General features: G+C 41.5%; 8 protein-coding genes. All 8 read right to left on the bottom strand.

Annotation, left to right across the window (positions count from 1 at the left end):
• Positions 1 to 156: 156 nt before the first annotated feature.
• On the bottom strand, positions 157 to 3,276 hold the full coding sequence (locus KMW37_RS09840; RefSeq protein ID WP_215224444.1) for a glycoside hydrolase family 2 TIM barrel-domain containing protein: 3,120 nt from the start codon (positions 3,274 to 3,276) through the stop codon (positions 157 to 159).
• Between the two features lie 217 nt (positions 3,277 to 3,493).
• Positions 3,494 to 5,632 carry a family 43 glycosylhydrolase gene (locus KMW37_RS09835; RefSeq protein ID WP_215224443.1) on the bottom strand — a complete coding sequence of 713 codons (2,139 nt, stop codon included), beginning with the start codon at positions 5,630 to 5,632 and terminating at the stop codon, positions 3,494 to 3,496.
• Positions 5,633 to 5,773: 141 nt separating this feature from the next.
• Entirely contained in the window at positions 5,774 to 6,991 is a 1,218-nt protein-coding gene (locus KMW37_RS09830) for a glycoside hydrolase family 88 protein (RefSeq protein ID WP_215224442.1), read from the bottom strand.
• A gap of 29 nt (positions 6,992 to 7,020) precedes the next feature.
• On the bottom strand, positions 7,021 to 8,337 hold the full coding sequence (locus KMW37_RS09825; protein WP_246581426.1) for a BNR repeat-containing protein: 1,317 nt from the start codon (positions 8,335 to 8,337) through the stop codon (positions 7,021 to 7,023).
• Between the two features lie 75 nt (positions 8,338 to 8,412).
• Positions 8,413 to 9,654 (bottom strand): DUF2264 domain-containing protein, encoded by a 1,242-nt coding sequence (locus KMW37_RS09820; protein ID WP_215224441.1) that lies wholly within the window; start codon positions 9,652 to 9,654, stop codon positions 8,413 to 8,415.
• A gap of 73 nt (positions 9,655 to 9,727) precedes the next feature.
• Positions 9,728 to 10,615 (bottom strand): glycoside hydrolase family 16 protein, encoded by an 888-nt coding sequence (locus KMW37_RS09815; protein WP_215224440.1) that lies wholly within the window; start codon positions 10,613 to 10,615, stop codon positions 9,728 to 9,730.
• A 13-nt stretch (positions 10,616 to 10,628) separates the two neighbouring features.
• Positions 10,629 to 11,447 carry a 3-keto-disaccharide hydrolase gene (locus tag KMW37_RS09810; protein WP_394369611.1) on the bottom strand — a complete coding sequence of 273 codons (819 nt, stop codon included), beginning with the start codon at positions 11,445 to 11,447 and terminating at the stop codon, positions 10,629 to 10,631.
• Positions 11,448 to 11,622: 175 nt separating this feature from the next.
• Positions 11,623 to 13,308: a RagB/SusD family nutrient uptake outer membrane protein gene (locus KMW37_RS09805; RefSeq protein ID WP_215224438.1), complete on the bottom strand. Its 1,686-nt coding sequence runs from the start codon at positions 13,306 to 13,308 to the stop codon at positions 11,623 to 11,625.
• Positions 13,309 to 13,317: the final 9 nt, after the last annotated feature.

The raw sequence follows: 13,317 nt of genomic DNA, 5'->3' as shown, positions 1-13,317 counted from the left end.
CTTTTATTTTTCTATATGACAATCTGTATCAAACCTGCCAGGTTTATTGCCCTCAAAGTCCCCATTTGGATTTTAAAGTTTTGAAACCTGGCAGGTTTAGTCCTCCGCAATTCGCTGCCTCATGTCTCCATACTCAAGACTAGAGACTCAAGACTACTAGTCCACTAACCTGATCACATAACTGTATTCAAATTGCTGATCGGTCAAGAGGTATTCCCTATGAGGATATTGTCCCCAGCTATTGTCTCCACCCAATCCACGTTGTTTCCAATCTATATGTAAGAAAACTGAATTGTGCGTTTTGATATCCGTGGGATGCTGTTGTTTTTTATTTAAGCCTGGATCCAAATCCTCGGTTTTCACATCCAATGCACTCACACTTAACGGCTGCATACCCTGGATCTGTACCCCTTGTCCTTGATCATTCCTTAACTCCAACCAGCGGACATCGGTTTTATTACCTGACTCCTGAGGCCTGATATACTCCCAGTGAAACTGATTGGCCACTTTATCTTCATAATGCCCCACAAAAGAGGAATGCTTTCTGTCACTATAGTTTTCCCATGGGCCACGGCCATAATAGGAGAAGCTGTCATTTCTACCGGGCAATTGCATACGCATACCATACCTTGGCAATTCCGGCAATTCCCTTCCTTCCAAATCCAAAGCAGCTGTTACCTTTACTGATCCATCTTTTTGGATAAGGTATTCTACTGTATAAGGTGCAGCGATATTGGTCAATTCATATTTCACCAAAATAGGCAGTCCTTCAGCATTCTCTTCTCCAATATTTACTTCCTCCACTTTTTGACCAATATGAGCAGCTCTCCAAACACCCAGTCTGGAAGGCATATGGTTACCAAAGTCATTGTCCGTAGGAGCTCTCCAGAAATAAGGACTTGGAAAATCCCTGATCAACCAAGGTTCACCATCCTTCAGGGTATATTTTCTAAACCTGCCCCTATTAAGGTCAAATTCTCCTATTACTTTGCTAGTAGAAAACTTTAGTATATCACCATCTTTTTCCCAGTCAAGGTCTCCTGAAGGCGCAGTAATATTGGCAAAATAATAACCCTCATTAAAAGGGAACTGCTCCCTCGCCACTTCATGGCCAGCAGGGATCAAAGGACTCGATTTTCTGGTGTAAGCATATACATTCAAGAACGTTTCTACTTCACCCAACTCAGGCAAATCCAATTGAACGGTCTTTTTGCCATGAGGGGCCAGCTCCACCTCAAATTCACCTGTTTCTACCACTTCTCCATTTTCTAACCACTCCCATTTAAAGGCATATTCCTCTAAATTGGTAAAATCAAATAAATTCTCGATTTCAATCTGTCCATCATCGTTCTTTTCAAAAAGGATATTCTGATAAACTTTCTTTACCTCATTGAGACCTGGATGTGGTCTTCTATCTGCTGTCACTAAGCCATTGGCACAGAAATTTTCCTGGTTCACCAAGAAATAACCTCCCAAATCACCTCCATAGGCCCAAAATTCATTGCCATTATCATCTTTGGTCAACAGTCCCTGATCTACCCAATCCCAGATAAATCCACCTTGCATCTGCTTGCTGCCCATAATGATATCCCAGTATTCCTGAAAATTACCGGTACTGTTTCCCATGGCATGGGCATATTCACACATGATATAGGGCCTTGTTTTATCCGTAGCCTCAGCATAGCGCTTCATGCTACCAATGCCTGGATACATCGGAGCAACAATATCTGTGTTTTCATTTTCTCCTGCCTGCTCAAACTGGACCAACCTCGATTCATCCCGCTCTTTCATCCAATTATAGGCTTCATAAAACACCGGTCCATTGCCACATTCATTACCCATGGACCAAATGATCACAGATGGATGGTTTTTATCCCTTTCCACCAATCTATGAATTCTATCCAAATGTGCTGGAGCCCACTCTTCCCTATATGCAGGGTGACGCTCTTTATTAAAGCCTCCTTGCCACTCAGCTCCCATTCCATGGGTTTCGATATTTGCCTCATCTACAACATAAAGACCATACTCATCACATAGGGCGTACCATTCTGAGGCATGTGGATAGTGGCTCATTCGCACAGCATTAAAGTTATTCTGCTTCATCAACTGAATATCCTTCAGCATGATTTCACGATCAGGTACGTGGCCTTTGGTCTCATGGTGTTCATGTCTGTTTACTCCTTTGACCAGGACTGATTTGCCATTGACCATCAACTGGGCATCCTTGATTTCTACGGTACGAAAACCTGTTTTTTGGCTTACAGCAGCAAGGGTTTCCCCTTGACTATCTGTCAACTTAATAATATACCTGTATAAGTTGGGATGCTCTGCACTCCATTGCTTTACATTCCTGATGGTACTTGCAAAATTCACTTCCTGAGCAAAATCATTGATTGATTTTTCCTCTTCGAACACTACCTTACCATTCGCATCCATCAGCTCAAACTCTAGCTTAGCTGAAGGGATATCATTGTCCCCAAATGCCCTGAGATTAACCACAGCATCTAACTTGCCATGTCTATACCTTTCGTCTAGACCACTTTTAACAAAATAATCCCAGATGGTCAACTTAGGAACAGCTTGAAGGAACACTGTTCGTTCTATCCCACTCAAACGCCAGAAATCCTGATCTTCCAGATAGCTTCCATCATGCCACCTGAATACCTGTACGGCCAAGGTATTTTCTCCACCTTGGAGGTAATCAGTAATAATGAACTCAGCTGGCGTTTTGGCCGCCTTGGTCATGCCCACTTCTTCTCCATTGAGATAGATTTTAGCATAACCAGAAATAGATCCGAAGTTCAGGATCACTTCTTTCCCATTCCAGTTTGCAGGTATGGTAAAACTTCTTCTATAAGTTCCTACGGGATTATATTGGTTGTCCACATAGGGTGGATTTGCAGGAAAAGGATAGGTTACATTGGTATAAATAGGAATATCATATCCTTCCAATTCCCAATTTGATGGCACCTTGATCTGATCCCAATGTTGATCTTTGAAATCAAGCTCATAAAAGTCGGTAGGCCGATCTTGGGGGCGTTTCACCAAGGAAAATTTCCAAAGACCATCCAGGCTTTTATAAGTCTCATTGGTTTCCTTATTTCCCTCAACTGCTTTTTCCGCGGTTGGGTAGGTAATAAAAAAAGCCCTGGCGGCTTCTTTGTTGCGGTCCAGAACACCTGGGCTTTCCCATTCATTCTGGTCTGATTGGGCGAGTAGCGAGCCTGTGAAAAAGGCCAGCATACTTCCGGTCATCAAAAGTTGTTTTAGTTGCATTTTAATAGGTTTGGTTAATTGGTATATTTTGGGCGCAATGTCCTATACTTTGACATCCGCATTGAAAAACAACCAAATATAAGAACTTATTATTAAGTCAATTGGCTGATTAAACAGGAGGTTTTTGACAGGTTTGTTACAAAACAGGCTTTCCAAACACATTGAAAAGCCCGCTAAAACCTTGAATCAATAACCGTATTATTTATTATTTAACTACTTATTTAATCCCTTCAACAGTAGGAATAACTTGGATGATTTTTCCTTCTTCATCAAAAGTCAACCTATCGATACAAACCTCTCTATGGTATCCAGCAGCCCTGCCCATTTTAATACCATGAGGACGGGTAAATCGATGGTAAACAATATACCATTCATCTTTTCCAGGTATTTGAATTACAGAATTATGGCCTGTTCCAAAGATCCCCTTTCGGGGCGCCTTAGCTATAACCATATTGTCTTCAGGAATGGTCAATGGCCCCATAGGGGAATCTGCAAAGGCATACCTCACGCGATAGTCCTCGTTCCGAGTATCATTTTCTGACCATAGGAAATAATACTTTCCATTTCTGAAAAACACCTCTGTTCCCTCACGGAAGGTGCCATCCTCAGGAGTCAACAGCTTCAATTTACTTTTGTCAAAGCTGACCATATCATCATTTAGTGGCACAGCAGCCAAATAGCCATTGCCCCAATAAAGATAGTCCTTACCAGTTTGAGGATCAGTAAATACATCAGGATCAATTTCCTGTCCACCGCGTACACCCTCAGGCCTAAAGTCTACCAAAGGCTTGCCTGAATCTACAAATGGACCTGAAGGATTATCCGCTACTGCAACACCTACCTTTTGTCCAGCAGTGAAATAGTAGAAGTATTTATATTCCCCGTTTATCTTCTTTTCAATGGCGCAGGGTGCCCAGGCATTTCTACTGGTCCAATCCACATCTTTTTTCAAATCCAAAATCACCCCATCATCATTCCAGTTCACTAGATCTTCAGAGGAAAATGATTTAAAATAAGTACCCGACCAACCTGTGAATCCATCACTGGTGGGGTAAAGATGAAATTTCCCGGTTTTCTCAGAATAGATGATCTCGGGATCAGCATAATATCCCTTGAGTACAGGGTTATGGTCTTTTCTTGCTTTTACTTGAAATGCCTTCTCGGTACCATCTGGAAGGGTCAAAGTATAATCCACTGGTCCATTGCTAAAATCCTGAGGACCTTGGGGGCTGATATGAAAACCGGCAAAAAGCTCAAATTGCGGATCCACTTTATCCAGTTCTACATCATACTTAACCGGCAAGTATATACTACTATTTTCTTGGTCAAGCATGACATTGTTTCCATAGATTTGCTCATCATTGGCACGGAGAATCCAGTTTTGTTCATCTATACCAAAAGCCTCTACCAAACGAGTCACTTCTTCAAGCGTGATGGGTAAAACGGTACCATGCCTAGGATGGAAATTCATGCTCACTTGATCATCAATAATACTGAAGTTCTCCAAGTCAGTGCTTTCCGTAAATTGATAGGCTCCTTTCATATAAACATCGTACATCAGGATATACTTATCACTGCCATTCAGCTTAAAGATCCCCGAACCTTCCACTGCTTCATTGGTCTGCTGAAGGTAATCGTCCTCCATCGCATAACCCTCTGTCAACTTATCCGAAACAGCTTTTTTAATACCATTCCCGTGACCTTCAGTCTTAAAGAACAAGTGATATTTGCCATTATGATGGATAATGTCACCATCTATACAAGACTTCCCTTCAGGGTGGAAAAACAATTGTTTAGGTACAGATTCCAGTCCGGTAAAGTCTTCATTGGCATAGGCGTAATAGATGATATCAGCCCCACCTTCCTGCAGCATAGAAAAATAAACCATGTATTTACCCTCAGTAGGATCATAAATAGTTTGCGGTGCCCATACCCGCTTTACATCCGCAAATTCTTCTGGAAATACATCAGGAATATGAACTGTGCTATGCGTCCAATTCACCAAGTCCTTAGACTTTAAAAGGACCATGCCCTGATTGGCCCAGCCATCTTCAGGAACGTAGAGATCTGTCAAAACCATATAAAACATTCCATCTTCGCCCTTTAGGATATGAGGATCTCTAACCCCTCCCCTGAGACTGATACTATCTGCACTGATTACTGGTTTGTTATTATTTAGCGCCCTGTAGTTAAATCCATCTTTACTAATGGCATAATGCACGGATTCCTCTCCCGGTCCATTGCCAGTAAAATAAGCAAATAGATAGGCCTCGGGCGCTTGGCTTTGGGGCTTACAGCTAATGAACAGTAATGTCACCATCGCTAGCAAGCCAGATAGGTTATATAGGTTTTTCATACTACAGAAAACGTTAATTGACGTCGAAATATTTAACTGTATTTTTAACACTTAAATATATGCAAAAATATTTCCCAAGGCTAATGAATCCTTGTTCATTTGTATCAAGCTATATTTTACAATTCAACGATTAAATCAGCATTATTTATTAAGATACCTCAGCATGGCCTCCACCAAATAATAATCTCCATAGGTTAATGGCACATCGATCTCTGAATTTTCCGGAATATGTCCAACGCCATGTTTCAATAAGAAGCCGCCATTGGTTCCTTTAGCAGCTATATACTCGTCAGTAGTCAATGTAGTGAGCATTTGCTGGGCATTATCATTATATTTTTCCGCTAATTCCCCATCTACATAATCAGACAATTCCAATAACGCAGCAGCCATAATTGCACCAGCTGAAGAATCCCTTAACTCATCGGGAATCTTTGGCGCATCAAAATCCCAGTAAGGAACTTTATCCTCTGGCAAATTAGGGTGGTCAAGAATAAACTTGGCTATTGCCTTGGCTTGATCCAAGTATTTCTGCTCTTTAGTAGCCCTGTACATTACGGTATAACCATACAATCCCCATGCTTGACCTCTAGCCCAAGCTGATTCATCTGCATATCCTTGAGCTGTGCGTTTTCTGTTTACCTCACCCGTCTCAGGATCATAATTGATCACATGATAAGAGCTATAATCTTCTCTAAAATGATTTTTGATGGTAGTATCCGCATGCTGCACCGCAATATCGAAATAGGTAGAATCCCCTGTTGCTTCAGTAGCCCAAAACAATAACTCAAGGTTCATCATATTATCAATAATCACCAAAAAGTCTCCTTCTCTGGAATCCCAGCTTTTGATGGCGCCCACCTTTTCACTGAACCTGCTGGCAAGGGATTGGGCACTTTGGATCATAATTTCCTTATATGCTGGCTTAGGATCCAATCTGTAGGCATTTCCAAAGCTACAATACATCATAAATCCCAAATCATGGGTACTGGTATTGAATTGTTCCTTTTCCAATAAGCCCAAGGATCTAATGGCCTCATTTTTCAGCACTTCATCCTTTTTGTATTCGTCCAAATACAAAAGGGTTCCAGGATAAAACCCACTGCACCACCAACCTGATCCACTTCCCTCGAACTTATCCGTCTTGGCATGGTAAGTTTTCGGAAACTTCCCTTCCGGAAGCAATTCCATCATATATTTATATTGCTCGTTAGCCCTACTTAAACTTTTGCTGATTTGAGCACCCAATACTTCCTTTTCGGTCAATGAGGGTGTTTGTTTCACATTCCCCTTACTGCTTTGCCCACAAGCTCCCAACAGCATTCCCGCTGATAACATTAGACCATAAAAACCCTTCTTCATTTTGGTTATCTTAATTTGATTAATTCTTATCACTTTACTTCCATTAATTTCACAGGATTCATAATTCCTTCCGCCAAACCTTCACCATCTTTTTGTTCTACTTTCTGGACAAAAAGATGAAGTTGCTGCTTTTCTTTCCATAATTCGATATCATAGGATGGTTCCCATTGTCCGACACTGTCCTTAGTCAAATCCACAATTTCCCAGTTGATATTTTCCAATGATTCTGTCAAAGCCATGGACACTTTATTCCCTCTTTCTTCATCTCTGAAAAGCAAGTAAAGGCGGCTGTTACTTCCGTTATTATCTACCAAAACCTGAGGGCGGGAAATAGGAATGCGCTTGGTTCCTCCTCCTCCAAGCTGAAAGTTAGATGCCCTAAAGTCGGGACTGATTCTTTCCCAATTTTGCCCTTGTTTAAAAATTATCTGGTATTGTGTTTTTCCGTTTTCATTCCAATAGGAAGCAATAAATGGCGAGCCATTCTCATCGGCATATATCGCCGTCTGATTGATCAAGCTACTATTTTGTGGAATTCTCCATGCATACTCCGCCTTCTCCAAATTGATGGGCAATACATAGTGTTCTCCTGTTGACTTCTGCCAGGTAAGCCCCCCGTCTTCAGATTTGGCATAAGCCAAATCATGATTGGTGGATACATCCCATGTTTCTCTCCAGACCCAAGAGAGATGGATGGTACCATTGCCATCCACGCATGCTTGCCAGTATGCATTTCTAGCATCCTCCCCATCGATCAAATTATCGTGAAGCTGTCTCCACTTTTTGGTCTGTATATCATATCGATTCATCACCAGGTTCCCTCTTCCTGATTCTCCTGAACGATAAAAAAATAGCAGATCACCATTAGGCAGGTTATGAAATTCAGGATAAGTGACATCTTTTTCAGATGCTCCAGTCATCGATTCCATTTCTCCTAACTCCAGGCTCAAAGGGTATTTGCCTCTCGCATAGCGCAAGGGGTTATTATGGTGATCCCAGCTTACATGAAGATATCCTTCCCCATCCACCGCAATACTGATGGTATTGTGTGCATCTGCTGTATTTCCGGTGTAGGCTGTTTTATTGATCTCCCATTGATCACTACCAAGCTTTCTCTTACCCAATATTAAGTGGCTATCAGGGCCGTAATAAGCAATAAACTGTGTATTCTTGTAGGTCGTGATAGAATTTCGACGAAAAATAACTGCATTGATAGAGTTATTGGCCCAGCCCTCGCCTACCTCAGTTAGCTTGACCTTTGAGCCTAATGTCTTTGTACTGGTACAGGCTGGCAAAAGTCCTAACACTAGCCATAAGCCCCAAATACATTTGTTTATTGTTATCAATTCTTTATTTGCTATTGGATTTGAACCTGAGCATAAACTCTCAGGTCCAAATCATTTTTTCTTTAAAATTCGATTTTAGTATAATGCATGATCACGGGTAGCATCACCCCCGCTCCAAATTCGTTTTTGGGTCCAAGGCTCACTTGTATCAGCCCAAAATGGCGCATCTTTATCCAATCCCAACACTAAAAAGACTTCAGAGCACAGGTACAAACTCCCTGTTGAGATATAAGGCTCGGCCACCTCTGGCTGATGCCCATAGAATCCCAAGGTCAACCATCCATCTTTATCAAACATATCCTTGGCTTCCATATGTCTGGCAATAATCGTATGAAAAGCTGCTCTCACTTGTGATGGCTTTACCTTTTCAGGAAGTTCTTGCCAAAGGGCGATCTGGGACAAACTTTGGAATGCACCAAAACGATAGGCCATAGACCTGCCCACTACTGGATAGGTTCCTTCTGGAGAAATCAAACGTTCCTGAATAGCAGCATATCGCTGGGCGCGCTTCAGAAATACTTCCATATTTTTCCCCATACCATGCTTCTTTTCTTGCAATACCTTGGTGATATCAAGTAGCATTGGCTGGATCACAAAACTATTATAATAATCAAAATGGAAATCTGCACCATCTCCATATACCCCATCCCCTACATACCATTCTTTATGCTTATTAACAGCATAAGATATTCTCATCATATCGGCTTCCCCTTCGAATTTTAGTAGAGCAGCCTCTACAGTAGCTGAAAACAACAGCCAGTTGTTATAAAATGGATTAATTTCCCGGGAAGACTTCAATGCAGCAATCACATTTTGCTGTGTTTCAGGACTCAACCTCTCCCAAAGTTGAGAAGGGGCTCTTAGTAATCCCTGAGCAAAAAATGCGGCATCCACTACTGGCTGACTTCCTTTATTAAAATTCATAAAATCAGGAGAATCTGGGTCAGTAGCATTATGGATAGATTTTAAGGTCAACTGAATATATTTTTCTCTTAGCTTTCCTTCCTCTGTGTCATCTGGACCCAATTCCAGCCAAGGGGCCATTCCTGAGATTAAGCGACCAAAAGCCTCCAAATAGGTTACCGTTTCACGACCTGCATAAGCATCTGGAGTCACCTCCACTGGCATTTTCTCCTTGAGTGTATTCTCACTTAAGTTGATCAAAACAGGATCCGCAATCTTGGTCAATACCTCAATATAATATTCTCTGCTTTCCTCCCCCTCAGAGTTTTTGGAATTAGCCCTAACAGCTGTAGAAAACATTCCAAGCAATAATAAAAAGGCCAAAGCCTTAATGTTGCAATAATTGTACTTCATTATTTGTTTATTTTTTATGGAATTAAATTCCTTCAAATATACACTTCATTTCAAGAGATCAAGGCCGTCAGCCCTAATGACTACTTGATTTTTGATAAACCCGTACATAGTCTACCTGATACTCCTTGGGAAAACTAGTACGACTGGGGTCTCCACCATTGCCCCCTATGGCCAAATTAAGCAGGATATAATGTGGTTGGTGAAATGGATTGAAACCATCAGGGTTAAGAGTAGACTTTAGGTCAACTTCATTTAGCAATTCATCATCAAGGTATAATTTGATATAATCCTCCGTCCAATCCATTTTCCAAATATGGAATTTGTTTGGCCATTCGGGATCCTTCTCCAAAAACTGACTGAAGGGTATTTTCTGTTCATCCCATTCAGAAGCATATGGTCCTCCGGTTTTCTTCCAGGCCGCATTGGCCAATATGGTAGCCTTACCATCCACACGGTAGTATTCCATGATATCCACTTCACCATTGGCTGGCCACCCTCTAGATATCCCCAAGGTCCAAATTGCAGGCCACATTCCCAGGGCGGTATCTATCTTTGCACGAACCTCTATCAGGCCAAATTTGAATTCTTTTTTGCCACGGGTATTAATGCTTGAAGAACTATAATGTGCATATTCTTGGTTCTTTCTCCAATCATCACTACCCACCTCAAAACGCTCATTCTTGACCTCTTCTCTTTTTCCTTCGATAATCAAAAAGCCATTGCTCACATTGGCATTCTCTTCTTGGTAATATTGTAGTTCCCTGTTTCTGACCAAGCCTTTTTCATAGGACCAAAACGCATCATTTGGCTTTCCCTCATTCTCAAATTCCTCCTGCCAAACCAATTCATAACCGGGATATGCCGAAATATCAGCTTCTGTATTTTCTTTGCTTTCTCCATTTGAACATGCCCCTAAACTTATGATCAATGGGCAGCACAGCAACTGGACTAAGCGATTCATAGTAATCATATTCCTATTCCTCTTTTTTTGACAAATCCATAATTTGAATATCCTTGAACATTACACCTTGTCCTTCAGATTGCAAGCCGATATACCCTTCTGTCAACATCTGCCCATCCACCTTTAATTCCGGGTCAAAGCGGTTGGCCACTCCTCCACCAATTTGCGGTTGGGTGTATTGCAAAACCGTATCGCCATTAACCATATGAATGACCAATGAGTCTTCAAATACAATCAAATCGGCTTGAACCCATTCATCCCATTTATAGGTTGGGGAAGTTGAATTGATACAATGACGGGGATCCATCTCTCCCTCAAAATAAACCTCAGTACCTGGAGAGCACATATTTCCTGTAGGTCTGGGCACTCCTTCTTTGGCTTCAGCAAGCATCTGGTATTCCACGGAAATGGGCCAATCCTGTTCTTTCAGTTGGCTTTCTGGAGATTGGGAATGGAACATTACACCACTATTTCTATAGGTATAGCTAGGAGCATCCTCCAGCCATTCATCTGTAAAACGGTATTTCCACTTCAAGTGAAAGGAGGAAAACGGTTCTTTATAAAACAGGTGACCATACCGCTCGTCAAAACCTTCATCATACCCATCATAATTCACTAAGATAACACCATCCTGCACCCGGAAAGTCTCCCTATAATTTTCACCGGACTCATGATGATGGATTTTCGGGATCCAACCTTCTAAGTTTTCTCCATTAAAAAGTGCTTGCCATTCTTCTTGGGGCTGTTCTTGGTCTTTGCTTTTTGAGCTACTGGTGCTACAACCTACACATAGGACCATCGCCAGGTATGTAGCATGTCTTAGTTTTAACATATTCATTTTATTCAAGCGTAATAAATTTCACATCATCCCGAAAATACAATTAATTGTTTAATCTCAGTTTATTTATTACACTATTGATTGTAGCCTTATATCATGGGGGAAATTGGCTACCTAGAGACTTTTAGCTCTTTATTATCCCTAGATAGCCCATTTCATCATAATAGCTTCAATACCCTGAATTTTGACCTAAGTCAGCATCCTTATTAAGATCTATCTCTGTTTGTGGGATGGGCATTAAAAGGTGGTTTTCTGAAAGACCATTGGTAGTTTCTATAGCACCACCGGCCAATGATTCTTCGCCAGACAACCTTTTTGCACGTTCTACCAAAGTTCCAGTTCTGACAAGGGTCTTTCTTCTGTTTTCCTCAGCCAAAAGCTCCCTCACCCTTTCATCAAGAATAAAATCCAAATCAATATCGGATGCGCTTACCATGTCGGTATGTGCCCTATCCCGCAATACATTTATATCTGCCGCAGCACCATCCAAATTCCCTTGCTTAAATCTTGCCTCTGCTCTCAAAAGGTAAGTTTCTCCTAGTCGCATAAGGATAAAATCCTTCCACATGCCCCAGCCAAAATTATCTCGAATATCATACTGCCCCCACTTTAATGTATAAGGCACATATTTATAGATGGTATCTGCAGCAAAAATCTTCACAGAAGAACCATCATCAAGTATAAATTCAGCATCTTTTCCATAGGGCACCTCCTGGCCTCTAATCGCATCATACTTTGGATCTGGGTTATTGAAATACAATGTTCTTTTAATGCTGTACTTTGAGTTTCTCATATCATTATCAGCATAAAGACCATAAACCACCCAATCGTTTAGCCTCATTCGGGCGAGTCCTCTCCCTCCTGTAGTATCTGATGGATGCATTCCAGGAAGATCATGATAAGAAGCTACCCAAACCCTTCTTTGTTGTGGAGCGCCAGAACTCCCTCCTGTTACATCCGCTGGGTTTTCAGCTTCCAATACCCAGATCCCTTCGGTGTTTCCTTGGCTTCTTCGCTGGTTTCCATATAGAAACATATCTGAGAAAGCATCCCCTGGGTCATTGGCTCGCACGCCGTATCGGTCTCTCACTAAACTCAATCTACCTCCATTGATAATTTCTGTACATTGCTCTTCAGCTTTAGCATCTTCTCCCCTTCTTAAGTAGACTTCTGCCAAAAGCTGCCTGGCCATTTCTTTATTGGCTCGGCCATTCTCCGCTGCCTCTCCTATATTAGGTAACGATTCCACTGCTTCCAATAAGTCCTGTACTACAATATTGTCAACCTCAGCCACAGGAGTACGTACAAAATCAGTTTTAGGAGCCGCCAATGGTTCCGTCAGCAAGGGGACATCTCCAAAGTGGGTCACCAAATTATGATAAGCTAAGGCCCTGAAAAATTTTCCTTCGGCTCTAAAAACGGCCATTTCCTCAGATGTAACACCTTGTACTGTCTCCCCGGAGGTGCTTTGTATGAGAATATTCGCATTGTTGATCAATCTATAATATGATCCCCATATCTTTCTGGCAGCATTATCAGTGGAGTTGAGAATTTCGTAATCGAAGTAGGGACGAGCATCACCATTAGATCTGCCTGCCGGTGCCCAGGCAATATCAGTACCAAGCTGCCATACCCCTCGAATAGTTTGATCATCAGTAGTAGTAAACATCGTGCCATATTGGTAATGTAATCCAATAACCGCTGCTTCAAAGCCTAACCTATCAGTCAGCACTTCAGGTGCGTAACTATCAAGTACTTCTTCATCTAGAAAATCTTCACTACATCCAGACAAAAAGCCTAAAATACACAAGGCACTGAGGAATAGTTTTATATGTTTTTTAAATGGTATATTCATTTTACTGGT

It is taken from the genome of Echinicola shivajiensis, from assembly GCF_018642165.1.
Taxonomy (GTDB): Bacteria; Bacteroidota; Bacteroidia; order Cytophagales; family Cyclobacteriaceae; genus Echinicola; species Echinicola shivajiensis.
This window is presented reverse-complemented; position numbering and strand designations above follow the sequence as displayed.

Bases quoted from the DNA above. Each gene is read 5' to 3' on its own strand.
- KMW37_RS09840 (WP_215224444.1), bottom strand. From the start codon at position 3,276: ATGCAACTAAAACAACTTTTGATGACCGGAAGTATGCTGGCCTTTTTC.
- KMW37_RS09835 (WP_215224443.1), bottom strand. From the start codon at position 5,632: ATGAAAAACCTATATAACCTATCTGGCTTGCTAGCGATGGTGACATTA.
- KMW37_RS09830 (WP_215224442.1), bottom strand. From the start codon at position 6,991: ATGAAGAAGGGTTTTTATGGTCTAATGTTATCAGCGGGAATGCTGTTG.
- KMW37_RS09820 (WP_215224441.1), bottom strand. From the start codon at position 9,654: ATGAAGTACAATTATTGCAACATTAAGGCTTTGGCCTTTTTATTATTG.
- KMW37_RS09815 (WP_215224440.1), bottom strand. From the start codon at position 10,615: ATGAATCGCTTAGTCCAGTTGCTGTGCTGCCCATTGATCATAAGTTTA.
- KMW37_RS09810 (WP_394369611.1), bottom strand. From the start codon at position 11,447: ATGTTAAAACTAAGACATGCTACATACCTGGCGATGGTCCTATGTGTA.
- KMW37_RS09805 (WP_215224438.1), bottom strand. From the start codon at position 13,308: ATGAATATACCATTTAAAAAACATATAAAACTATTCCTCAGTGCCTTG.